Annotated in this window: 18 protein-coding genes and 1 pseudogene; 14 read left to right on the top strand and 5 right to left on the bottom strand. The window is 55.1% G+C overall.

Annotation, left to right across the window (positions count from 1 at the left end; translation table 11 throughout):
* Positions 1-200 precede the first annotated feature (200 nt).
* Genes PCPL58_RS28370 through PCPL58_RS28355 form a run of 4 tightly spaced genes read left to right on the top strand, consistent with a single transcriptional unit; the run spans position 201 to position 1,213 of the window.
* The gene (locus tag PCPL58_RS28370; RefSeq protein WP_015062120.1) at positions 201-509 is read left to right on the top strand and encodes a hypothetical protein; all 309 of its coding nucleotides are present in this window, start codon (positions 201-203) and stop codon (positions 507-509) included.
* Complete coding sequence (locus PCPL58_RS28365; protein ID WP_015062119.1) at positions 506-751, top strand: hypothetical protein; 246 nt, start codon at positions 506-508, stop codon at positions 749-751. Before PCPL58_RS28370 ends, PCPL58_RS28365 begins: the two co-directional genes overlap by 4 nt.
* Positions 748-1,026, top strand: coding sequence for a hypothetical protein (locus PCPL58_RS28360; RefSeq protein WP_065350975.1), 279 nt, complete (start codon positions 748-750; stop codon positions 1,024-1,026). Before PCPL58_RS28365 ends, PCPL58_RS28360 begins: the two co-directional genes overlap by 4 nt.
* Positions 1,004-1,213: a hypothetical protein gene (locus PCPL58_RS28355; protein ID WP_015062117.1), complete on the top strand. Its 210-nt coding sequence runs from the start codon at positions 1,004-1,006 to the stop codon at positions 1,211-1,213. Before PCPL58_RS28360 ends, PCPL58_RS28355 begins: the two co-directional genes overlap by 23 nt.
* Here the strand turns inward: PCPL58_RS28355 and PCPL58_RS28350 are convergent, their stop codons facing one another.
* Together PCPL58_RS28350 and PCPL58_RS30370 are read right to left on the bottom strand one after the other, a co-directional pair.
* Positions 1,214-1,408: a hypothetical protein gene (locus PCPL58_RS28350; RefSeq protein WP_065350973.1), complete on the bottom strand. Its 195-nt coding sequence runs from the start codon at positions 1,406-1,408 to the stop codon at positions 1,214-1,216.
* 1,225 nt (positions 1,409-2,633) lie between these two features.
* Positions 2,634-2,879 (bottom strand): hypothetical protein, encoded by a 246-nt coding sequence (locus PCPL58_RS30370; protein WP_015062113.1) that lies wholly within the window; start codon positions 2,877-2,879, stop codon positions 2,634-2,636.
* A 584-nt stretch (positions 2,880-3,463) separates the two neighbouring features.
* On the opposite strand from PCPL58_RS30370, the gene tnpA reads away from it, so the two are divergent.
* From tnpA to PCPL58_RS28325, 8 genes and pseudogenes are all read left to right on the top strand, one after another.
* Positions 3,464-3,781, top strand: coding sequence for an IS66-like element accessory protein TnpA (gene tnpA / locus PCPL58_RS32860; RefSeq protein ID WP_083188515.1), 318 nt, complete (start codon positions 3,464-3,466; stop codon positions 3,779-3,781).
* The gene (gene tnpB, locus PCPL58_RS28345; protein WP_032618707.1) at positions 3,778-4,092 is read left to right on the top strand and encodes an IS66 family insertion sequence element accessory protein TnpB; all 315 of its coding nucleotides are present in this window, start codon (positions 3,778-3,780) and stop codon (positions 4,090-4,092) included. The genes tnpA and tnpB overlap by 4 nt, the downstream gene beginning before the upstream one ends.
* A gap of 677 nt (positions 4,093-4,769) precedes the next feature.
* Positions 4,770-6,239, top strand: coding sequence for a DUF3696 domain-containing protein (locus tag PCPL58_RS28340; protein ID WP_158662836.1), 1,470 nt, complete (start codon positions 4,770-4,772; stop codon positions 6,237-6,239).
* 91 nt (positions 6,240-6,330) lie between these two features.
* A complete protein-coding gene (locus tag PCPL58_RS31300; protein ID WP_157893935.1) occupies positions 6,331-7,338 on the top strand; it encodes a hypothetical protein in 1,008 nt (335 codons plus the stop codon).
* 283 nt (positions 7,339-7,621) lie between these two features.
* The gene (locus tag PCPL58_RS28335) at positions 7,622-8,647 is read left to right on the top strand and encodes an IS110 family RNA-guided transposase (protein WP_065350971.1); all 1,026 of its coding nucleotides are present in this window, start codon (positions 7,622-7,624) and stop codon (positions 8,645-8,647) included.
* Positions 8,648-8,908: 261 nt separating this feature from the next.
* Positions 8,909-9,208: pseudogene (locus PCPL58_RS28330) on the top strand (transposase); the annotation flags it as partial.
* A gap of 19 nt (positions 9,209-9,227) precedes the next feature.
* A complete protein-coding gene (locus PCPL58_RS32855; protein ID WP_080268260.1) occupies positions 9,228-9,338 on the top strand; it encodes an integrase core domain-containing protein in 111 nt (36 codons plus the stop codon).
* A 795-nt stretch (positions 9,339-10,133) separates the two neighbouring features.
* Entirely contained in the window at positions 10,134-11,111 is a 978-nt protein-coding gene (locus PCPL58_RS28325) for an IS5 family transposase (protein ID WP_065348561.1), read from the top strand.
* A gap of 177 nt (positions 11,112-11,288) precedes the next feature.
* Here the strand turns inward: PCPL58_RS28325 and PCPL58_RS28320 are convergent, their stop codons facing one another.
* From PCPL58_RS28320 to PCPL58_RS28305, 3 genes are all read right to left on the bottom strand, one after another.
* The gene (locus tag PCPL58_RS28320) at positions 11,289-11,801 is read right to left on the bottom strand and encodes a DUF6367 family protein (RefSeq protein ID WP_162273824.1); all 513 of its coding nucleotides are present in this window, start codon (positions 11,799-11,801) and stop codon (positions 11,289-11,291) included.
* Positions 11,802-12,287: 486 nt separating this feature from the next.
* Positions 12,288-13,049 (bottom strand): SIR2 family NAD-dependent protein deacylase, encoded by a 762-nt coding sequence (locus PCPL58_RS28310; protein WP_065350967.1) that lies wholly within the window; start codon positions 13,047-13,049, stop codon positions 12,288-12,290.
* A complete protein-coding gene (locus PCPL58_RS28305; RefSeq protein WP_024419913.1) occupies positions 13,046-13,321 on the bottom strand; it encodes a BPSL0761 family protein in 276 nt (91 codons plus the stop codon). Before PCPL58_RS28305 ends, PCPL58_RS28310 begins: the two co-directional genes overlap by 4 nt.
* Positions 13,322-13,773: 452 nt before the next feature.
* Here PCPL58_RS28305 and PCPL58_RS28300 point away from each other — a divergent pair, with 452 nt between their 5' ends.
* Positions 13,774-15,477: a ShlB/FhaC/HecB family hemolysin secretion/activation protein gene (locus tag PCPL58_RS28300; RefSeq protein WP_157893934.1), complete on the top strand. Its 1,704-nt coding sequence runs from the start codon at positions 13,774-13,776 to the stop codon at positions 15,475-15,477.
* Positions 15,478-15,501: 24 nt separating this feature from the next.
* Complete coding sequence (locus tag PCPL58_RS28295; RefSeq protein WP_083188514.1) at positions 15,502-25,341, top strand: hemagglutinin repeat-containing protein; 9,840 nt, start codon at positions 15,502-15,504, stop codon at positions 25,339-25,341.
* The last annotated feature ends 1 nt before the right edge of the window (position 25,342 follow it).

The following is a 25,342-nucleotide window of genomic DNA, read 5'->3' as shown; positions in this document are numbered from 1 at the left end:
AGAACCTGAGGGCTGCTGGTTTTATCTGCCATCAGATCCAGAGAAAGTGGTTGGTATGTAAAAAAGGGGGGTACACCTGGGCAGGGTGTGGCCCCCTTTTTTATGACATCCGGTAGCCAACCCCCCCTAGACTGGCGTACCACACACCCTAGAGTGGTTTTACGCACTGACACCCCTACACTCTAAAAAGGAATTGCCCCATGACGGATACAGGCTTGGCAGGTTCAGAACACTACAGTTTCACCAGCGACGAGGACGCATCGCGACGCTTTGAGCTGGGCGGTGTGAAGCTGTGCCCAGGTCACTACGAGCTGATCGAGGGCCAACTGCATCTGATGCAACAGGCGGTCGACGAAGGGGTGGCCGCCCGCTACGTGTACCAGCTGGAAGGCGTGCTGCTGACCCTGCGCATGATGGAAGAAATCAGCCAGGCGGACGCCGAGGCGCTGCGAGGGTATATCCAGGGCAAGCTATCCAACGCCCTGGCCTCCCTGGTCAGCGTGCCATGAGCGCCCGTGACCGTAACGCGGCCCGGTACCGGCTTGAGGGTGGGCTTGAGTTCTGGCGCGAGCGCTGGCAGCTGGACGGCACCGATGTGGTGTGCAGCGCTTGCCAGGCCACCCAGTTTGCCCGCGAAGCGGCCAGGCCGTTCGTGCACGTCGACGGCTGCGCCCAGGCTGGCGACTTTGCCCAGCATCCCAGGATCGAGCTGCGGGACCTGCTGGTCGGCCTGCCGGCGGTGGCGGTATGAACAAGGTAGTGCATCTGCCTCACGGGGTTCGCATTAAGGTGGATGAACACCTGGCGTGCGTTGAGCAGGCACCGAATCTGCACGCCCTGGAGCTGGCCCAGGAACGCGCGCAAGGTTTTATCGAAGGCGTAGAGGCAGCGGGTGTGTTGGACGCGGCCAGGATCGAGACGCTGCTTGATGCGGTCGACAATGCCGCTACTGATCGCCGGCAGGAACTGACGACATTAACAGCTCGATTCCCTAGCGCACCTGGTGGCCCAGCACGCCATCCATGAAGCCGTGGTCGGCCGGATCAAAGGGGATAACGCGCAGTGGACCCTATCGGTGCGCCTGGGCGACCCCACGGCGCGTCTGGTGCCGGTGCGCAGCCGGCGCGAACCCTTGCGGATCTGGACCAGCTTAAAAGTCGTGGTCAAGTTTGCCGACAAGGTGGGCATCACCAGCTTTAGCGTGGAGCTGTGACTACAGGCCCTGGGCCTGGGCGGCTTTGTCCAGGGCTTCGGCCAGGGTCTGCGCCGAGGTGCTGAGCGAGCTGTATAGCGCCGTCAGCTCAAGTTCCGGCGCGCTCGATGGGGGGCGCTGGGATTGCGCGTACAGGCGGCGGAAGTCGGACAGGGTTTGCAGCTCAAAGGGTGACAGCTCCAGGGTGATCAACATCGGGCTATCTCGACGGCGTTATGCGTAACGGGAAAAGGTCCAGACGAAAAAAAACCGCCTTAGTAGGGCGGTTTTTTAGTTGCAGGACTTGGCAAGGCCAACGCCTGCACATCCTCGGTGGATGCATTCGCGTGTGGTTGATCCTACTAGAAAGTTGACGCATGTGACAACGCAAATTCTGCATAAAGTAATACGATATCGTGTTATTCGTCGCCTGATGCACCGCCAAGGCGTTTCCCGCGCTTTGGTGCAGGGAGGCACGGCCTAGAGGAATTAACGTTTTATAAAATTGCTCAGGGCCGTTAATCGCACTGCGCTGGTTTGTCTTCTAAATGCTGGCTTTTGGCCTTTCGCCGCTGCAAAAGTGCGCTACTATGCGTTCAGACGAGAACCCTATGGGTGAGTCGTCCACTAAGGTTTGAGCCTGTGGAAAAAACAGTTTCAAGCCCTTCGATACGGGTTAGTAGCCGTACCGGTGCGAGTTGGGGGGTTAACCTCGGCCGCCTTAGTGGATGCATTCGCGTGTATTCCCGAAGACAGTGGTTAAGCCGGATAAGCTGTTGGAGGTTTGGCCCAACCACGGGAGGGCCAAAAGTATGTCTAAGCTTGCGAAGCGTACTTGGGATCTCGTTCGGAATGGATTAGGGGCTTACCGTCTCTATGAATTTCTGCGAGACCATTGGGACGATCTGTTTTAACGGATCGAACTGAGGAAAAAACCGCTTTGGCCATTGGCCTTAGCGGTTTTTTTTTGCATTTTGAAAAGCTGCGTGCCGGAGCGAGTCGAAATCCGTCTTGGGCTCGCCTTGGGTTTGTCACGAACTGCTCTGACGTTCGTCAAAGCTTCGTCAAGATTCGACTGAAAAAAAGCAGCTGGTTTTCAGGCAAAAAAACCGCCTTGGAGAGGCGGTTTTTCGTGCTTACCGAATTGGAGTTCGGTTTGCGGTTCGCTGAAAGCGCTGACGAAATGAGGATAAATTACGATCTCGGTGTTGCGCAATACGTACACGGATAATAACGCCGGCTCATTCGGCGTTGATTCGGCTCATTGAAGATAGCCCAGAGTATGAAGATTGGATCGAGTCGGGTGGCCGGGACGAAGACCATTCGCATTACTACAACAAGTGGGAACGGCGGATGCGAACCAGTCGTTAATCGCGATTGAGCGTTTGGGCTTGCGCTATTATAGGAGCAGGCCCAAACCATAAACTGAGCGTCGTAACCGTTAGTCTTTAAGCCATTTATACAAGCCATAGACCGCTGCGCCTACCGCCACTGGTGCTGCAGCAGTTACCAACAACCCTGCACCCATACCACCGCCGACAATTGACCCGACTGCTGCAAGACCCGAAGTGATACCTGTAGCCCCTAAGCCTGGAACACCCAAGGCTGCAACAGCACCAATTGCCCCCGCCCCACCTGCCGTGGCGCCTGCACCGGCAGCAGCCGTTGCCTTCTGTTCGTCTTCCATAGCGTGTCCCTTTTTTGTTGGTGGCCAGAAGACATCATTATGCGGACAGTCCTAAAAACCGTCTACTGGCTGGCTGATGACATTAAGCTATTAGCCATCTTGTATTGATGTTCTTTACCGCAAGAAGGGGCAGATGTAGCAAGGTATTCAGAAAGAGACGCTGCGCGCCATGTTTGGGACAAGCGTGTCGAGCGCGTCGGCAAGTCACTTCCCAGTCCGGCACGCTGAGCGCGGCGCAAGTGACTTCACAGCCTGACGCCCTGCTGGCGCGCAGCGCGTCACAAAGCGCAGACGAAAAAAAACCGCCCTGAGAATGCGGTTTTTGTGCTGGAGGATTGAGGATTGTTATCGCTGATGCAGAATTGACCCAGCTGCCGACTTGGCGTTGCCCCATTAGTATTCAGTCCAAGTCAGACCTGCTAACGCTTTACAAAGTAGAAGCTTGGGTCAGCTAAATTTCGGCAGCTGGGTCAATTCTGCATCAGCGGCAACAGTCGTACCATCACACCCTTACCGAACTCCAGCATTAAGGGCGATGGTGTCCGCGTATTCATAAGCGGACGCGATTGCCCTCCAGGATTTCCATGCGCCAACGATGCTCTTATCCCAAACCATTCAAAGCCCAGGTGGTCCAGGAATGCCTGCAACATGGGGCGACAATTTCTAGCGTAGCCATCCATCACGGCATCAACACCAACGTGATCCGCAAGTGGCTACCGATTTACCGAGATCAATCACCCGCAACCCTGCCAGCGTTCGTTCCTGTAAAACAGGCACCAAGGCGCGCAATAGACGAAACAGTGATCATCTCGCTGCCTCTGGGCGATAAATCCATCACCGTAAAGTGGCCAGCCTCGGATCCGGACGGTTGCGCGTGTTTCATTCGTGGCTTGGCCCAATGATTCGCGTCGATGCCATCTGGCTCACCACCGAGCCCATGGACATGCGTGCCGGCACTGAAACCGCATTGGCCAGAGTGGTCGCGGTGTTCAGTGCGGCGAAGCCGCACTGCGCTTACCTCTTTGCCAACCGCCGGGCCAACCGCATGAAAGTGCTTGTGCACGACGGCGTCGGTATCTGGCTGGCGGCGCGGCGTTTGAACCAAGGCAAATTTCATTGGCCGGGCATCCATCTTGGGCTGGAGGTCGAACTCGACCCCGAACAACTCCAAGCGCTGGTACTTGGATTGCCCTGGCAACGAGTCGGTTTTTGAGCTCTGATAAAAATGGGCATAGCTCCAGGCTGAACTGTGAGAGCTAGTGAAATCGTCGCTAGCGACTGCAGACCTTGCCCCGCCTGACCTCGACTGCTTTCAGCGGCCTATTCAGTAGGTAGGCTTTACCCGCTCGAATTGACCGAGCAAGATTTGGAAAACAGGCCTCAGCAATCCTTTTTCTATTTTTCCTCCAATGAAACCGGGGCTTGCGCACCACCGGCGCCGTTACAGCTCTCGGGGCTGCCGTGCAACCGCGCTGCACTTCTTTGCAAAACTTTGCACTGTGTGTAATCGCACACTACCTGCAGAGGCCCACGGCCTGTCTGGGCTAGAGGATTGTTTGCACTGCGTCCGGGTTTGCATAAAAAATCGAAGCGAAGTCCGTCGGCGGGAGGGGGGTAAGTGCGTTTTGCCGCTGGATTTATTGCGCGCCGCGACATTTGGCGTTGTCCGCAGTGACCAGACTATTTACGCGTACGCAATCCAATGCTTTCCGGAACTGGCGACGACCGGTGCCAATAACTGTAATCACTTGATACGCTCTGCAAAAGCACTCGACAAAATGATGGCATTTCGATAGCTTCGTGCCTCGAGAAATGGACTACATACACAGATTTTTGAAATGTGTCATTTTCGGACCAATCGGAATGACAAAGACGCATAAGGACTATAGCGTGGACGAAATTAGAATTGAAAACCTACGAAGCTTAAAAGATACGGGCTATATAAAGCTGAAGCGAATTAACATTTTCTTGGGCCAAAATAGCTCCGGCAAAAGTACCTTTGTAAGAACACTCCCCCTTCTGAAACAAAGTTTACAAGAGCGGACAAAATCAGGAATATTGTGGTACGGAAAGTACGTGGACTTTGGTTCCTTCAAAGAAGCAACCTGCAACTTGTCAGACACTGACAAAAATACTATTGATTTTACATTCGTAATTGACAACTTAGAAGTCAAAGACGAACATGTTTTCTTACCAACCAAAACTCAAATCAAAAACCCGCAGGCTATTAAACCTGGCCGAGTGGAAATTACGGCTATGGTTTCGAAGGACAGTCAAAGGTTGTCTAAGTTTAGGCTAACCATCAAAAATTACGTAATGTCATTCTCGGTAGCTGATAACGTGGTGCTGAAAGAATTTGATATCGACGGAATTGATTATCTCGCAAAAGCAAACTTTGGTTACACATTCTACTTACACTACGGCCTACTACCTTTGTTATTCCCTCAGCAGCCTGGCGAAGCACCAATCCTAGCCGAGGATTTACTAAGAGAACTACTAAAAGAGTTAGATGGTGAGTCCTCCATTGACTCCCTATTAATAAGTGAGCTGACATTCCAGAGATGCAGCGACAAAGCGACACTAGCGCAGTATCTTAAAATCAGCGAAGATAAGATTAACGATACAATTCTGATGCTGGCTGGCCATTACGTTTTAACAAAATCAATCCCTTATATTTGGGATTCGTTACGGGATCAGGTCAATCGTTTCACAGCTAATGTCCAGTATGTCACACCTATTAGGGCATCAGCAGAGCGTTACTACAGGATCCAAGGTCTGTCCGTAGAAGAGCTCGACCCTCAAGGTGCGAACTTAGCAATGTTCTTGCACAGTCTATCGACGCATGATGCGAAATATTTTTCTGACTGGATTCAGAAAAATATGGGGTTTTCTGTAACGGCTAAAAGTACCGAAGGACATGCATCAATCCTGATTTCAGACAAAAACAACAAAAAAATCAACATGGCGGATACTGGCTTTGGATATTCTCAGGTCATTCCGATATTGGCTCAAATCTGGAAGGCTAAAACGGCGGACAGACGCTCGGACCCTATATGTTACGTACTCGAACAACCAGAGCTTCATCTTCATCCAAAGATGCAGGCACGGCTCGCTGATGTCTTGATATCAGCAATTCAGGAAGATAAAAAATCACGTATACAATTGATTATTGAGACACACAGCGAAACTTTCATAAATCAACTCGGAAAGGCGATTGATAATAAAGCGCTCAAATCCAGCGATGTCGGAATTTATTTATTCGACAAAGGGGATTCTGATGGTATTACGCACATTACCGAATCAACTTTCGACGACAAAGGATTCTTAACCAAATGGCCCTATGGCTTTTTTGACTCTTAAGGATTCTTATGATTTTTTATCTCGATGGTAGTTTAAAAAGCGTAGACGACAGCAACGTCCAGCCACACTTCGTCGACTTCATGGAAAATCTATGCATAGCGCGGAAGAATGGTCGACATATTATTTTTCTGATATCCCAACTCTGGAGCACCTTGCGCAAATCAATTCTTTAGGGCAAAGAACATGTGCAACTTTAGTGAAAGTATCAAAAAGAGTTAGAGGAAAGCTGGCTATATTTGAATCATGCACCACCTATGTGCGGGTAGTGGCTATGTCGGGAACCTTCAGAAAGTTAGTCCTCCCTAACGGCAAGGAGGAAATTCAAGTTTCATCAGACGTTATAATCTCTGATGAATTCTTCTACAAAACACGTTTTTTGGTTGAAAACAGAACCGATGGACTATTTTATGGAGGTTTAGCGATGTTGGCGCTTCGTCGTGAAGCGAACTGGCAAAACGTTCATCTCAATTATGAAATTGTCGCAGGTGGTGGAAGCCAGACGCCGCGTGAATATGGGAACCTAAAATCTACACAGCAATTAACTCTTTGCATGGTGGACAGCGATGTTGATTTTGACGGGGCATCTTACGGCAACAATACAGCGGCTCCAATCTATGCGATGGACCAAGCCACCCCACCCGTGACTTCGAAATCGATAATACTAAATTGCTATTCAGCAGAAAACTTAATTCATCCGGTATTACTGAAACACGCATTAAAGCTAAATGGACGGGAAAATTGGTATATTCAAATCTCAGACTACTTCAAACAAGATTTTTGGATGTTCCTTGCATTAAAACAACAAAAAACATGTATGGACTTTTCTCCTAACACTCCTAAAGGTTCATACTGGCATGCTAAACGCACCAGCTTTCCAACCTTAGCGAGCCATCCAATATGCGTAACAAATCATTGTGCCACGTTTACCCCGTTGGCATCAGTTACCCTATCTAGAGTAGCCATCCACCTCCAAGAGAACAATTTCCCTTATCTTTCCGACATTGTTTTTGATGATCACAGCTTATTTTCTGAATGGGCAGCAGTCAGCAGAAACCTTTTTTCGTGGGCATGTTCCGGCGATCGCATGAGTAGCGTATAAGGTTAGTGTCGATACTAGCTTTTCGTCCGCTATTGAAAACTACCGCAGGAGACATAGAGCTCCGGCGGTAAGTTTTGAATTTACTAATCAACGATCTATGTAAAACCTGATACGCATACTCTGCAGCTGATCACATTGACTCGATTGAACGAGCCCCATGAAAGACAGGACACCGTTCCCCCCTTAAGATAAGGGATAGGCAAACGGGTAATGAGATGGTTACCCCCGACATCCTGCGAAGGCTACGCTTTCGTAGGGTGTTTTTAATTCGGAGACCATCACCATGAGCGATTTGGCACTGGTCGGTATCGACCTCGGCAAACACACCTTCCATCTGCACGGCCAGGACAAACCTGGGCGAGAGCTGTTTCGCAAGAAGCTTTCACGACAGCAGATGATGCGGTTCTTTGCCAACCTGCCCGCGTGCACCGTGGTGATGGAAGCCTGCGCCGGAGCGCACCTCGTCGTACGCGAACTGACCGCCTTAGGGCATCAGGCCAAGCTGATTTCCCCGCAGTTCGTTAAGCCCTTCGTCAAAGGCAACAAAAATGATTTCGTCGATGCACAGGCTATCTGCGAGGCCGCTTCGCGCCCGACGATGCGCTTTGTTTCGCCGAAGACCGAAGGCCAACAGACTCTTTCAGTATTGCATCGGCTGCGCGAATCGCTGATCCGAGACCGCACCAAGGCGGTCAACCAGATGCACGGTTTCTTGCTCGAGTTCGGTATCAGTCTGCCGCAAGGCCTGGCCGTGATGAAACGCCTGTCGGTCGTTCTGGCGGAGCATGAGTTGCCTGTTCGGCTGACGGTGTTGCTGCAGCGCCTGCATGATCATTTCGTCTACTTGGACGAGCAAGTCAAGCAATTGGATAAAGAACTGGCGAGCCAACTGGCTGACGATGATCTAGGTCGTCGTTTGCTGAGCATGCCATGTATCGGCCCGATCACCGCCAGCCTGCTGGCTGTGGAAATGGGCGACGGCCAGCAGTACGGCTGTAGTCGAGACTTCGCGGCTTCGCTAGGCCTAGTGCCAAGGCAGTACAGCACGGGTGGCAAAGCCAACTTGTTAGGAATCAGCAAGCGGGGAGACAAGAACCTACGAAGCCTATTAGTGCAATGCGCAAGAGTCTATATGCGGCATCTGGAGCGCCAAAAGGGCGCGTTGGCCGATTGGGTGCGATCGCTGCTGACCCGGCGGCATTCCAACGTGGTTGCCTGCGCGCTGGCCAACAAGCTGGCCCGCATAGCCTGGGCAATTTCTGCGCACCATACCCAATACGAAGTAGGGCCAGACGTGCTGAAAGCCTGAGCCTGCGGTTGTTGCTGTACCACGATTCAACTTTCAGGTTTTGCGATAGCTGAACAACAGATGATGTGAACGGCCAACCGGCCTGGCGAAGATCCTGGATAAACATCTGGCTTTTGAAGCCGCACGGGTTTTTAAGGATCGCCAGGCGCGACTCTCATCGTGGCGCGGGGCTTGCCCCAACAGACGCCGGATAGATTTAAGCAAACCACCACATCGCCCGTTAATCAGCATTGCAAAAATGGGCGTGACCATAGAATGTTTATGACTAACAGCAATGATAAGGGTGGCGAGCTGCTCGGCCAGGAACGCCGACGCCGCTGGAGCACCGACCAGAAGCTGGCCATGGTTCGCGAGAGCCTCGAACCCGGACAAAGTGTATCCGTGGTGGCCCGGCGCAACGGCATCAATGCCAACCAGCTGTTCTTATGGCGCAAGCTGTACCAGGACGCAAGCCTGTCGGCGGTCAGTGCTGGCGAAGCGGTGGTACCAGCGTCGGAGCTGAGCGACGCGCTCAAGCAGATCCGCGAATTGCAGCGGATGTTGGGCAAGAAGACGATGGAAGCCCGATCGAGAAACGGCGCTGCGCAATCTGACGATTGCCTTCGAGCATTACAACGAGCAGCATCCGCACAGCGCCCTGAAATATCGGTCGCCGCGAGAATTTAGACGTTTGGCAGCAGCATCAATTTAACGGGGAGTTGGTGTCCGGTCTGGTAGGGGCAAGTCCATCAAGCAAAACCGGAGTTTCTGGCTTGGGCAGCTCAGTATGATGAGGGAGGCGTCCCTGGACGGAGCTTGGCTAGGCATCAGGAATGGCTGTCTGTGCTTACTTGCGCTGTCTTAAAGCTTGAAGGGGACATGTCCGTTACAGTTCGGGTACGGCAAATACTGGATGCAGTCGATGGGCTGAACCACACACCGTCGATTAGGTGAACGTATGTTGGCTATACGCTTACGGAGTTCTCGCATTCGGTAGGCCTCAAATTATCATACCCAGTCGACGAATGCATGCGGCTGGTCAACTCGTGGCCTACACTTCGCCCCACACAACGAGGAGTTCTGATGAGCACAGAAAGGGAAATGTCGCTGCGTATGGCACTTAAAAGCGTTTGAACACGGCTCGAGACCAAGGTCTCGACGTTGACCAACTCACCGAAACTACAGCAGAACGACTTATCTCAGACCAGGCATACACAAGCGGGTACGTATCGGAAGCGATTCTGGAGATTGAGAGGGCTGCTGATGCGTTGGAGTGGAATGATTATGCGCGACGCTCCGTAGGCAGACGGCAATAAGTAAACCGGCCTGCAAGACCTGATTGCCAGACGCTTACGGAGGTCGTGCGAAACGGAGCTGTCAACATTATCTATGTGCTCGCAATTGTGCATGCCCCTCTGACGGCAGTAGGAGACCTAAGGAAACTCTGAAAAAGACTTCCAAATCTGGTGAAATACGCCAGTCCCAAGCACTGAACGGTTGAGTCCCGATGAAGCAGATGTCCTTCGCTGACGCCGAATACGCTGGCAAACGCAAACAAACCCGCCGTGAACGCTTCCTGATCGAGATGGATCAGGTCGTGCCCTGGAATGGCTTGGTCAAACTGATCGAGCCACACTATCCAAAGGGCGAAGGTGGTCGCCCTGCCTATCCGTTGATGGCGATGTTGCGGGTTCATCTGATGCAAAACTGGTTCGGCTACAGCGATCCGGCCATGGAAGAATCGCTCTACGAAACCACAATTCTGCGACAGTTTGCAGGACTGCACCTGGATCGGATTCCGGACGAAACCACGATCCTCAATTTCCGCCGACTGCTGGAGAAACATGAGCTGGCCGGTGGGATTTTGCAGGTCATCAATGGCTATTTGGGCGACCGTGGTTTGTTGCTGCGCCAGGGCACCGTGGTCGATGCAACGATCATCCATGCGGCGAGTTCGACCAAGAACGAGGACGGAAAACGTGACCCTGAAATGCACCAGACGAAGAAAGGAAATCAATATTTCTTCGGGATGAAAGCGCACATCGGTGTCGATGCCGAATCCGGTTTGGTGCATAGCGTGGTGGGCACGGCGGCGAATGTAGCTGACGTAACTCAGGTCGACCAGTTACTGCACGGAGAAGAAACTTACGTCTCTGGCGACGCGGGCTACACCGGTGTCGAAAAGCGTCCCGAGCATCAAAATCGCCAAATGATATGGTCGATTGCAGCGCGGCCCAGCAGTTATAAAAAGCATGCAAAGGAAAGTCTGATCGGGCGCATGCGTCGCAAAATCGAATACGCGAAAGCTCAACTGCGCGCCAAGGTTGAGCATCCGTTTCGAGTGATCAAACGCCAGTTTGGTTATACGAAAGTACGCTTCCGAGGCCTGCTGAAAAACACTGCGCAGCAGACCACGCTATTTGCTCTGTCCAATCTGTGGATGATGCGAAAACGACTGCTGAATACAGGAGAGGTGCGCCTGTAATGTGGACAATTGACGCTAAAAAGCGCTTGTCCGAAGAAAAAAGAGGAGTTGGGCGAGGCAAAGGTCTGATTTTCGATTGAAACGACGTTTTTTGAAACTTTGAAGCAACGGGAGGGTTAAAAAGTCTGCCTACTTCAGACCTTCCCTAAGCTCCCCCTATACGTACTTCAACAACCGCTACCATCGTAACCATGCGGGAAGGAGGGCGGTGGATTCTTCCACGTAGAACTCGACCTTCACCTCCTTTCCATCATTCGAAAAGGATGTCGCGGTGCTGAGTAGAGGTCTTTCAACCATCTGCTTGGAATCTTTGCTTTCAAGGCTTATGGACTCGCCAAGGCCTAAACATTTCCTAGCTATCGCCTGGGCCTTTCTGCTCTGCCCCAGCGTAACATCGAATGTTTTTTTATCATGCCGGCTACCATCACTGTTCCAAGAAACCTGTTTGCTTTTTGAGGATCGATGCTTGGTTTTGGCGATATGGACGTGACATTTTGTATTATTTTTTGAATCTGCTGCGTCTAACCGAGCAGACCAGACGCTATCAATTTCCTTCCAATTCCCTTCGAGCGAAATGGTCAAGCAACTGAAGACCTCTGCAGACAACGTCACATACAGGTCGATGATTTCATCAAGCTCGTCGCTGGAATCGGAATTCAATGCTTTTTTCAAGTGATCATTTAGGCTCACGTCTCTCCCCTACCTATTTTTATGGGTTTCTGCTCTGTCTGTATTGTAGTGGTCAACTGATACCCGTGGTTCTACCTGCTGCAACGCTTGGACATAATCCTCGATTGTCGCCGGGCCAGTCTCAACGGCACCTTGCTGAGACTCATAATCAGCCATGCGCTCTGTGATTATCGCGCGCCAGGCGGCTTTGTCATTGGGATTCATTCTTGCTTTCTCATGCTGAATTCTGACGCATCACAGATAAATGCCGGCCTTGTGGTTCACCAACTGTCTGAAGCATCGGCTGATGCCTGCCTGAGCTTGGCGGTTGGGATAAACCTTCGCAGGAAATCAGCAGCATGTTCCGCTACCCAAGCAAACTCGGGAGGGTTTGGAGGATGCATACAGCCGACTGCTGTTCGAATCCAAAGGGGCGCCTAAGCCGCGAGCGCCCGCAAAGTAGGTGCTATGAAAAGACTCACACATCTTGCTGAGCTGCTGCCATCGTTATATTGAGGTTGTCGCCTGCAATAGCGCAGGCAACATTTGCGCGGCCGAGCCCGTCAGCATCAACTCGTTTGGGGCTCCCAGGCAAACGTCTGCGATGTTGACGTGGATAACTGTCGCGCCAGATGCCAATGCAATTTCAGGAATATCCGCCGCAGGCCTTACGAATCCTGACGTTCCCACGGAGATCAGAACGTCGCAATTTTTGACGTCGACCATTGCTACTTTCCAAGCACCAGCAGGCAGGTCCTCTCCAAACCACACAACACCCGGTCGGAGTTTACCGTTACACCGAGTGCACCGGGGCGGCTCGACCCATTGTTCCTCTGCAGAAACCTGAAATTGATCAGTCGTGAGTAACGCTGGACGCTTGCACGCAAAGCAGATCGGCTTGATCAAGCTGCCATGCAAATGCACGACGTTCTGAGACCCCGCTCGCTCGTGCAGGTCATCAATATTTTGAGTGATGATCGAAACCTTTTTGCCGGTGCTCGCCAGTTGACTAATAGAAAGATGAGCGGCGTTTGGTTGGGCTTGGCCAGCTTGGAAACGCCGCCACAGATACCACCCCCAAACCATTTGAGGGTTCTCTCGAAAAGCACGTGCCGTTTCCAACCTTTCGGGGTCGTGTTTCGCCCAAACGCCTGTGAGCTTGTCGCGAAATGTTGGAATTCCACTTTCCGCAGAGATGCCGGCACCGGTGAAAAATACAACCTTTCGAGCGGCCGCCAAGGATTCGATGGCCCTATCCAAGTCGTTCATTTCGGGCTTTGGGCGTCTGCTGCGTCGCAGATTGGGGAGTAATCGCTGTTCTCGATGGAAGAGCTGAACACTGGCCCCATTGGCGATATTAAAGGGTCTGAACCTTCTTCAATACGTCCCGCCAGCAGCATCTGGAACTGATCTGGATAGTGACGTAGGAGAAATTTGGCATCACGTCGTATCCGTTCGGGCAGCGATGAATCTCGGGACAGTTCAAGCAGAAACTTACCAGTTTGGATGACTGCCCGCGTGCGTTCATTTGGCATGGTCATGGCGATCCCCTCAGAGTTGTCTCGCAGCAGTGCTTGATTACCAATGCTCAACATTGTCTTCAGTTTAGCTCTTACGAGCTGAGTTAAGGGCGAAGGGGGGATCGTTTTCCCTCAGATCCGTGATGGGAACGAAAGGCCTTGAAGCTTCCATATGCTCAAGCGACCGGTCGGGGTCGCGGCGGTTAACACCGGGACTGTCTGATCGAGCGGTCCATTAACTCTTTACATACCGCAGCGTGGCCAGAAGTGTGCGATTCACTAGGAACTGCATAAGTAATCAGAAATCAGCGCCAAAATAGAAATTGATGGGAATTTTCTGATATCTATGTAGTCTGTTTCACGATGGTTACACGTGATGCCAATTTGCCGCTATCTGGCATGGCACTGAACGTCGTATTGACCAATCCCGAACAGGCGTACCTCTCGCCACTAGCGCTTCTAATGGAATATTTATGCTTGCCTTTAAAAGGACATGGCTGGGTTTGTGTGCGCTGCTCTTGGCCACAGGAGCGTTGACGCCTGTTCAGGCTGCAACCCCCGGCGAACAGGATCTCATACGTGATCGCCAGGACCGCTTGCTCGAAGAGCAGCGCCGTCGCCTGGAAGAGCTAAAGGACCTGCCCGGCAAGCAGACCACGCCGACAACACTCGCCACGCCCGCCGACACCCGCTGCTTCACTATCAATCGCATCGAACTCAAAGGCGCGGATTCCTTGTCGCCCGCTGAGCGTGATGCACTGATCAAGCCGTTTCAGGGCAAATGCCTGGGCGTGGCCCAGCTCAATGAACTGCTGAAGGCCATCACCGACCATTACATCGACAAAGGTCTGGTGACCACTCGGGCCTATCTGCCGCAGCAGGATCTGTCCAAGGGTGACCTGCAGGTGCTGGTCATCGAAGGCAAACTAGAGAATCTGCGCAGTGACGCTGCCAGCGGCCTCTCGGATCGCGAACTGGCCATGGCCTTTCCGGGTAAAGAGGGCGAGTTACTCAATCTGCGGGAAATCGAGCAGATGGTTGATCAGCTCAACCGCCTGCCGTCCAATCAGGCGCAAATGGAACTGACTCCGGGCCAGGCTGTTGGCGGTAGCGATGTCGTGGTCAAAAATACCCCGCAGAAGCCTTGGCGTGCCAACCTTTCGCGCAATAACGAAGGCCAGCGCAGTACTGGCGAGCAGCAGTGGAACGTGGGTCTGGACTGGGACAGCCCGCTGGGTCTTGCCGATCAGTTGAGTCTGCGCGGCGGTCATGATGCGGTCAGCGACCACCAGCAAGCTTCGCACAACGGCCTTCTGTCATACAGCCTGCCGTGGGGCTGGTGGACTTTCAGCTATCTGTATAGCGAAACCGAATATCGCTCGCAGGCCGAAGCCGATGGTTTCAAGTTCAAACAGAATGGCGACAGCCAGAACCATCAGTTTCGTGCCGAGCGCGTGATCCACCGCGATTCGGTCAGCAAGACCTCGCTTAACGCTGGTCTCGCGTACCTGCGCACCAACAACTACGTCGAGGACAGCAAGCTGGCCTTGAGCAGCAACCGCATCACCGAAGCACAATTCGGCATCAACCACGGCCGACGAGTCGGGCCTGCATTCGTCAACATTGACCTGGGCATGCAGCAGGGCATCGGCTTACTGGATGCTCAAGGCAATCACGATCCGGGGCCGGGCGAGGCCGATGCGCGCTATCGCAAATACACCGGCACCATCAGCTACCTGCATCCGTTTCAGCTATGGGGCGAAAATCTGGCCTTCACCAGCCTGGCCACAGGGCAACGCAGCGAGGACGTGCTGTTCAGTCCGCAACGTCTGAGCCTTGGTGGTTCGTCATCGGTACGCGGTTACAAGGACGAATTTCTGTCCGGCGACAGCGGCGGCTACTGGCGCAACGAAATACGTCTGACGCGTCCGGTTGCGCTCGACTGGCTACGCCCGGTGTTCACTGAATACGGCGCTGCTGCTGGCTACGATCAGGGGGTTATCCGCAATGATCGTTATAACGGCCAAAACCATGGTCGGTTGTCCAGTAACTCATTTGAGTTGTTTACCCGCGGCCAGCACGTCGCTGCGTCCGTCACCTTTGCCCATTCCCTGGAGCGTCCCGACGTGATCGAGCGCGAAGCGCCGATCTATTTCCGCATGGACTTTTTCCTTTAATAACGCTGCTCCGAGGTCGCCCACATGGACTTTCATCAAATGGCTCTGCTGGCACGTCAGCCGTCCGCTGCGGTAGCCGAGCGCTTGAAATTCATGGGCATACCCAAACGTTTGCTGGCATTACTGCTGGCCAATGTCATGTTCTGGCAACCGATCTGGGCGCAGGCCGACGGGATAGCAGTCAGCGGTACCACCAATACGTCCGTAGGCCAGGCAGGCAACGGTGTGCCGGTCATCAACATTGCCGCTCCCAACGCGGCAGGGCTTTCGCATAACCAGTACCAGCAGTACAACGTCGACAGCAAGGGTGTAATTCTCAACAACGCCACCAATGCCATACAAGCCACACAGCTGGGCGGCAATATCCTTGGCAATAATCAGTTAGGCGGGCGCGCCGCAAGCACCATCCTCAATGAAGTGACCGGCGCCAACGCCAGCCAGTTGAATGGGTACACCGAGGTGGCCGGGCAGGCAGCCCGCGTGATCATTGCCAACCCTTATGGCGTCACCTGCAGCGGCTGCGGCTTTATCAACACGCCTCGTGTCACCCTCAGCACTGGCAAGCCGGTACTCGATGCGAATGGCAAACTCGACCATTTTGCCGTGGACGGCGGCAGCGTCACGATTGATGGCAAAGGCCTGGATGCAAGCGCAGTCGACCAATTCGATTTGATCACCCGTTCTGCGAAGATCAACGCCGATATCTACGCAAAACAACTCAACATCGTCACCGGTGCCAACGACGTCAACGCCGACACGCTGGCGACCACACAGCGTGCTGCCAATGCCGCCGACAAGCCGCAACTGGCCATTGATTCCTCTGCGCTTGGCGGTATGTACGCCAACGCGATCAAGCTGGTCGGCACCGAACAGGGTGTCGGCGTAAAGACGGCAGGCAATATGGCTGCCAGTGGCGGCGATATTCAGATAGACGCCAACGGTCACCTGAACATGGCGCAGGCCTCGGCGCAGGTTGCGCTGAACGTCAATGCACCTAGCGTCGAAATGACCGGCAAAACCTATGCGAGCAGCGTTAACGTGCGCACCGCCGGCGAGCTGGTCAACCAGCAAAGCCTGGCGGCACGCGAGCGGGTCGAGATCAACGCGGGCAAAGTCACTAACGCGGGGACCATCGCTTCGGGCATCGAAGCCGACAACAGCCGCAACGCGAGCGGTGACGTCACGATCAACGCGCCGGTGGTCGTCAACACCGGCAGCATCGAAGCCAGTCGCGCACTGACTATCAATGCGGCTCAGACCCTCAACAACCAGAGCGTGGTGCAGGGCGGCGCGGTCAACCTGGCCAGCGGTCAGATCATTAATCAGGGATTGGCGGCACGTCTCGTTGGTGAACAGTCGCTGTTCATCTCGACCCCGGCCATCGTCAACCTGTCCGGCGTGATTCGTTTTGCTACCGGGCAGGCGGCCAGCCTGCAACTCGACAGCCTTGAAAACCGCGAAGGCCTGATTCAGGCAACGGGCGGCAGCCTGGCGATCAGCGCGGGCGCACTGGACAACAGTGCCGGTCAGGTCGACGCCGGTAGCCTTACGGTTGCGTCCACCACACTCAACAACCGCTCCGGCTTGTTGTCAGCTCGTGCGGGCGATGCACGTGTGACGGCGCGCAACACGCTGGATAACACCGGCGGCACCGTTCAGGCGCAGAACCTGTTGAGCGTCACCGGTGGCAATGTTCTTAACCAGAGCGGCAGCCTGCTGGGGACGAGTATCAACGTGACTGCTCCGGGCGCGCAAATCGACAACCGTAGCGGCCTGATTCAGGCATCTGGCGGCAGCCTGACGATCGGTGCGGATGCGCTGGATAACAGTGCGGGTCAGATTGACGGCAATAGCCTTACCGTTGCGTCCACTTCGCTCAATAATCGCTCCGGCCTGCTGTCGGCCCGTGCGGGCGATGCATGGGTGATGGCGCCCCGCACACTGGATAACACCGGCGGCACCGTGCAGGCGCAAAACCTGCTGAGCATCACCGGTGGCAATGTCCTTAACCAGACTGGCCGCCTGCTGGCGGTCACCGGCAATCTCGACCTTAACGCGACAGGCTTGGATAACCGCAGCGGCAGCGTGCTGGGGGCCGGCGTCAACGTAAGCGCGCCCGGTGCGAAGATCGATAACCGTGGAGGCAGGATCGTTGGTGACCGTATCGACCTGAACGCCGCCGGTCTCGACAACCGCGAGCAAGGCCTGCTGGCAGCCGGCACGCAGGGCATGGCCCTGAGCTTTGCCCCGACGGCGAGCCAGGCTCAGTTGCTCAACCGCGGCGGCCAGATTCAGAGCGATGCCGGCCTGCGGGTCAGCGGCGCATGGCTGGACAATAGCGCCGGTACGCTGCTTGGTCAGAACGTGCTGATCGACGCACCACGGCTTATCAACGACAACAACGGCGCAGTGGTCAGCAATGGCGGCGACGTGACTCTGAAAGTCAGCAACCTGCTGAGCAACATGACCGGCATCATCGATGCGGGCAGCAGCCTGGTCACGATCAGCGGTTCGTCTGACCTCAACAACCAGGGCGGCAGCATTCGTGGCAAACAGCTGAGCCTGCAAGCAACCACCCTGCGCAACGGCCAGCAAGGCCAACTGGTCGCGGGCAGCGGCGGGCTGATCTACACCGGCGGCGCGCTGGATAACACCGGCGGTACGCTGCTCAGCAGTGGCGGCACCACGCGACTGGAATTGGGCAGCGGCACCGTCAGCAACGTCGGCGGCACGATTCAGGGCGACACGGTAAACATCACCGCCGCTTCGCTGGACACCAGCAGCGATGGCAGCAAGGCGGGCATGGTCTCCAGTCTGGTCGACAGCCTGACCTTGAACGTGGGCTCGCTGACCAGCAATGCGGGCAAACTCTTCGCCAAGACCTCGCTGGTATCGACTGGCACCACACTGTCGAACATCAATGGCGCCCAGCTCAGCGGTGACAGCGTCAACCTCACCGCCACCAACCTGGTCAACCGCGGCGGCCTGATCGAATCCAATACCACGCTGAATCTGCAAGGCGGCTCGCTGGACAACACCTCGGGTCAACTGCGCGCTTTGGGCAACGTGGTCAATAACAATGCTGGCATCAACAACACAGGCACCGGCGCACTGCGTGCCCTGACCACCGACACCAGCACTTTCGATTTCACCGGCAGCATCATCAACCAGAGCGGCCGTATCGAAGTCGGCAACACCGACTTTGCTCTGAAGGCAAATGCTCTGGACAACCGCGCAGGCAGCATCGAGCACGCCAGCACCGGCCTGTTGACCCTGGACTTCAATCGGGTGAGCGGTGCGGGCGGCAGCATTACCGCGCTGGGCAGCGGTGACTGGAATTTCGGCGCTGTCGACGGGCTGGGCAATGTGCAGCTCAACAACGCCTTGACCTACACCAGCGATTCGTTGGCGCTGCTGGCCGGTGACCGGCTGGCCAGTGGCACCGGTCTGACCCTCAACCTGAACAGCCTCAACAACGGCGGCGAACTGCTCAGCGATGGCGACCTGACCCTCAACCTGAAAGGTGATCTGACCAACAGCGGCCGCCTGTCTGCGCAAAACCTGCTGACCATTACCGCCAACAACGTCAGCCAGAACGGTGGCCGTATTGGCGCGGGCAGCGACACGCGCCTGAACCTCAGCGGCACCCTCGACAACCTCGGCTACCTGACCGCTCGCCAGAACATGCGCATCGACGCGGCACAGATCGACAACCGCGGCACATTGGGCGCACAGGGCGCCGTTAACCTCAATGCCAGCAACGCCCTCACCAACAGCGCTGATTCATTGCTGTTCAGCGGCGGCGCCATGGCCTTGCGCACCGGCACGTTTAGCAACCTGTACGGCGACGTTTACAGCCGTGGCGATTTGAGCGTGGCCAATCTTGACGGCAGCGCCGCACAACGCTTCAGCAACCTGTCCGGCACGGTGGAAAGCGAAGGCGCAATCACCATCAATGCCACCGCTGTGGAAAACGCCAAGGCCGAGTTCGAGCTGGGCCAGAAAATCGTCAGCGGCAGCCTGAACTGGCAGTGCGGCCAGCATTGCGACGGGCATGACTCGTTCAAGCGCGGCGCCATTACCATTGAGCAGACGCTGCTCGAAACCGCCGTCAAGGATTCCCCGTCAGCCCGACTGGTCGCAGGCAAGGACCTGACCATTCAGGCGGGTAACGTCCAGAACCGTTACAGCCTGCTGGCCGCCAATGGCAACCTCAGCATCACTGCCAACGACTTGCTCAACCAGGGCGCCTCAGAGCGCACCGGGCAGAACAGCATCTCGATCGGTACACCAGGTCGGATCGACACCGGCTACTGGGACCAGATGGAGTTTGTCGACATCCCGGCCTTCAAAGCCGCTGTGGCTGCTGGCAACTTTGACTTGGCACGTTTTGAAGTGCTGAAGGCTCGTTCCTCCGACAGTCGCTTTGAAGAACAAAGCAACGTCACTGTGTGGACAGACAGCCCGCAGCCCAAATACGCCGCCACGCTTCAGGCGGGTGGTACGGTCAACCTGAACGTCGCCCGCACTGTGCAAAACGGCTCGCTGCGCGCCAACAACACCCCGGAAATACTCACCGGAAAGCTGGGTGAGGATCAGACAGGTATCAAGGTCGGTGGCATCGACATCACCATCAACAAACAGGCCACCGACGCGAGCACTGCGACCGTGGCGTCGGTCAAGCCCGTCCAGCGCGTCGCCGCCGATGGCAGCGTGCAGACCGTTTTCACTCCGGTGGACTACAGCGGCATTCCGTTCGCCGCCGTAGACCCGACCGCAGGCGCAACCTTCCAGTTGCCGAAGGGCGATTACGGGCTGTTCATTCGCAACCCTGACCCGACTAGCAGCTACCTGATCGAAACCAACCCGAACCTGACCAACCTGTCGAAGTTCCTCGGGTCCGATTACATCCTGAGTCGCCTCAACATCAGCCCCGACAACAACTGGCGTCGTCTGGGTGACGGCCTGTACGAACAGCGCCTGATACGCGACGCAGTACTGGCACAAACAGGACAGCGCTTCCTCGCCGACGGCCTAACCAGCGATTACGACCAGTACCGCTATCTCATGGACAACGCGCTGGCCAGCAAAAGCGCCCTGAACCTCAGCCTCGGCGTAGCGCTGAACGCCGAACAGGTCAGCGCCCTGACCCACGACATCGTGTGGATGGAAAACCGTGTCGTCGACGGCCAGAAAGTCCTTGTGCCGGTGCTGTACCTGGCCCAGGCCGACTCACGCAACCTGCGCGGGAACAGCCTCATCCAGGGCCGCGACCTGAACCTGATCTCGGGCGGCGACCTGATCAACGTAGGAACCCTGCGCGCCAGTAACAACCTCAGCGTCAGCAGCGGTGGCAGCATTTATCAGGGTGGCCTGGTAGACGCGGGCAATAATCTGCAGATGATCGCGCAGGACAGCATTCGCAACGCGATGGCCGGCGAGATTCGTGGCGGACAAGTCAGCCTCACCGCCGTCAAAGGCGACATCCTCAACGACCGCACCGCCATCCAGGTGCGTGACGGCGCGGGTATGCGCACCGTAACCGACGCGGGCAGCACCATCACCGCCCGTGAAAACCTCGCCCTCAACGCTGGTCGCGACATCACCAACTACGGCGCCATGAGCGCCGGTGGCGACCTGTCGCTCAAGGCGGGCAACGACATCAACCTGCTGGCCAAAACTGACAGCAGCGAAAAGCACGAACTGTTCGATGGCGGGCACAAGTCGGTCATCACCACGGATGTGAAAAACCTGGGTTCAACCGTTACAGCGGGTGGCGACCTTGGGATTGATGCGGGGCGGGATATTAATGTTCTGGCCAGTCAGGCTTCTGCCGGCAAGGACCTGAACGTTCAGGCTGCACGTGATCTGTATGTGGCTTCGGCCGGTGACGTACACAACATCGATGGCAAAGACAAAGACGGCAAGAAGCGCATCGCGACCTCCAATGGCCAGACGACGCAGGTGGCGAGCGAGCTAACCGCCGCGAATGACTTCACAAGTCTGACTGGGCGCGATACGACGATGGTCGCAAGTAAGATCACCGCAGGAAATGAAGCGTATCTGTATGCCAATAATGATCTGAATCTAGAAACGGCTGATAACGCCAAGTCCTCTTTCTACTCCGAAACCAAGAAAGGTTCCTGGGGTAAAAAGAGCGCGAGAATGACGGAAAGCGAAAGCGTCCAGGCGGTGTCATCGGTCATTCAGTCGCAAGGTAAAAATACAGTTGTAGCCGTGAATGACATCAATCTTGACGGCTCCACCATCAACAGCGACAAAGGCGCGCTGACCGTACTGGCGGGCAACGATGTCAATCTGAGTGCAGCCCGGAATACCGAGTTCAGCGCGTCTGCTAAGTCAAAGTCGGGCGGGTTTGGCTTTTCCAGCACCAGCAAAATGAGTAACGACTCGGCGACCACAACCTCGCTGACCGGCTCGACTCTCAGCGGAAACACGACACTGGTGCAGGCCGGTCGTGATGTTGTCGCCTATGGCAGCAATATTGTTTCGACAGACGAAACCAATGTGCAGGCGCGCAACGATGTCCGTATCGAAAGCGCTGCCGAGACATTCAACGCCCAACACAGCCAATCAACGAAAAAGTCAGGGCTGATGGGCACTGGCGGAATCGGCGTCACACTGGGCTCCTCGAAAAATAGTTATAAGCAAGAGACCGAGAGTCAGACGCAAAAAGGCAGCACGGTAGGCAGTGTGCTGGGCAACGTGAATGTCATCGCCGGTAAAGACCTTACCGTGAAGGCATCGGACGTTGTCGCAGGAAAAGACATCAAGCTTATCGGGCAAAACGTCAGCATTGTGGATGCTGCGAACGACGCTACCACTCGCTCAGCCCAGGAAAGCAAAAAGAGCGGTCTGACGCTCGCACTGTCCGGTGTAGTAGGGGAAGCGGTAAACACTACGATACAGACCGCCAAAGATGCGAAGCATGAAGACGACACTCGTCTGTCGGCGCTTCAGGGCGTCAAGGCAGGGCTGTCTGGATACCAGGCCTGGCAGGGCGCACAGGCGCTTGAGTCAGGTGCACAAGCTGGCAGCTTCGTGGGTATCGCACTTTCTCTGGGCACTCAAAAATCCAGCTCCAGCCAGTTGGAAGAACAAAGCGTCAGCCAAGGCAGCAACCTCACCGCTGGTAACGATATCAGCGTCATTGCAACCGGAACCGGTCAGGCAAACGCTGCGGACGGCGATCTTTCTGTGCGGGGCAGCAAACTTCAGGCAGGTAACAACTTGTTGTTGTCGGCTGCCAGAGACATTGACCTGCGCTCAGGCATCAATACCCAAAGGCTGGACGGCTCAAACAAGAGCGGCGGTGGCGCGGTAGGTGCCAGCCTTGGGGTCGGTTCCAGTGGCGCAGGCCTCAGTATCTTCGCTAATGCCAACTCGGGCACCGGCAAAGAAAAGGGTGATGGCACGGTATGGACTGAAACCAGCGTTAATGCCGGTAACCAGCTGACGATGAACAGCGGCCGCGACACCACGCTCGAAGGCGCCCAAGTCAGCGCTCAGAAAATCGTCGCCGACATCAAACGTAATCTGACCGTCAGCAGCCAGCAGGACACCGACCGCTATGACACCAAGCAGTCCAACGTCAGTGGCGGAGGAAGCTTTACCTTCGGCTCCATGACGGGAAGCGGCTCGCTTAGCGTCAGCCAGAGCAAGATCCAATCCAACTTTGACAGCGTGAAGGAGCAAACGGGTCTGTTTGCTGGCAAGGACGGTTATCAGATCAACGTAGGAGAACATACCCAACTCAACGGCGGCGTTATCGGCAGTACGGCCAGCGCTGACAAAAACACGCTGAATACGGGCACGCTCGGCTGGATGAACATCGGCAACAAAGCCAACTTCTCCAGCCAGTCCCAAAGTGTCAGCGGCGGCACGGGAGGGGACGTCGGCTCGCAGTTCATGGGCAACATGGGCAGCCTGTTGCTGGTCGGCTCCAACAACAAAGGCAAAGACAGCAGCACAACCTACGCCGCTGTTTCTGATGGCGAGCTGACTGTCCGCGATCAGGACAAACAACAGCAGGACGTTACTGCGCTGAGCCGTGATGTCGAGCACGCTAATAACGCGTTGAGCCCTATTTTCGACAAGGAAAAAGAGCAGACGCGACTGCGTCAGGCGCAGTTGATTGGTGATATTGCCAATCAGTCCATGGACATCATTCGTACTCAAGGAACCATCGAAGCTGCGAAAGCAGCCCAGGCGGAACTGAAAGACAAAAACATGCCGGGGGCTGACCCGAACGCTTCATACAAAGACCGTCAGGCCTACGTCGAGGCATTACAGGGCACGGATGCCTACAAGAAAACCATGGCGACCTACGGAACAGGTAGCGATCTGCAAAGAGCCGCTCAGGCCGCTACTGCAGCCATTCAGGGACTGGCCGCGGGAAATCTTGGCCAGGCTGCGGTAGGCGCTTCAGCACCTTACATTGCTGGCGTTATCAAAGAGAGCACGGGCGATAATCTTGAAGCCAGAATAATGGCCCATGCGTTGCTTGGCGCCGTGTTGGCCAAGTCTCAACAGAACTCTGCTGTAGCCGGTGCTGCCGGAGCAAGCATTGGCGAACTGGTCGCCAGCCAGCTTTATCCCGGGAAGTCTGCGGACCAACTGACTGAAGCTGAAAAGCAGAAAATATCCGCACTGTCGACCTTGGCAGGTGGCTTGGCCGGAGGCTTGGCTGGAGGCGACTCAGCGGATGCGCTTGCGGGCGCAGGAGCGGCGAAAAACGCGGTTGAGAACAACCAGCTAAGGGGCGCGGAAGACCTCACGCTGTTGATGAAGCAACGTCAGTTTGCGGAGTCTTGCAGTGGGGTATCGTCCGCAAGCTGCGACAATCTGTCGAAAGATATCAACGAGCTATTGGTGAAAGCGAGCTCGGTACTCAAAGAAACCGAGGCCGTTGCAGACGACTTCCTGAAGACACCTGCTTCGACCACTGAACCAGGCCAACTGGTCAAGTGTTCGACATCCGGCAACGGTGTGTGCGTTGTCTCCAGCAATACCATCAAAACCGACCTGGGACAGGAATGGGCGCTGGAGCCTGCCAGCTACGAGCAATCAGAGATCTACAACGCGAAGTCAGCCACTGAACTGGCGACGGCCAAAGCAACCCTCTCAGAAACCTCGAAAGAGCTTTTCGCTGCGGGCTGCGGAGGAATAGGCCCGGCCGGAATCGGGTGCCAGCTGTACATGGCGGGTGGCGGTTCGAACCCGGTTTCAGGCGATCAGGCAACGTCTTCTGAGCGGGTCATGTATGGGGCTCAGGCTCTGCTTAATGGTTTAGGGCTGTTTGGTGCGGTGTATGATGGTGCAGCGGTTGGTGCAAAAGCGACAGCAGGTGCTTCTGTTGATGGCGCAGGCGGTATTGTTGTTGCGCCTAAAACGATCCCATATGAACCAAAGGGCTCGGTTGTTTTACAAGGTGACGCCCCTGTATGCGGACCAGCCTGCGCAGCAATGACAATTACTGACAAAACGGGTGCGGCTATTAGCCTTGACAATGCAATTGGAAGCTTTGTAAACGGGGTCAGGCCGACCGGCGTTAACACTTTGGAATTATCAGATGTGATATCTAAGGCGGGAGTTAAAAATACTGTAAACACTACAATGCTACCTGAGCAGTTAAACAAAGCACTGCAAGAAGGAGCGAGTGTTATCGTTCAGGTTCCCGCTGGCCAAGGAAAACACTTCATTATTGTTGATAGTGTTAAGTCTATTGATGGCGTAAGTTACTATATGACACGAGACCCGTATGTCGGGCCAAGAGGTGTTCAGCAAGGGTTGTTAGATGGCGCAATGTCAACAGGCGTTAATGCCATTGTGATAGGGAAGTGAT

Source organism: Pseudomonas cerasi (genome assembly GCF_900074915.1).
GTDB lineage: Bacteria > Pseudomonadota > Gammaproteobacteria > Pseudomonadales > Pseudomonadaceae > Aquipseudomonas > Aquipseudomonas cerasi.
This window is presented reverse-complemented; position numbering and strand designations above follow the sequence as displayed.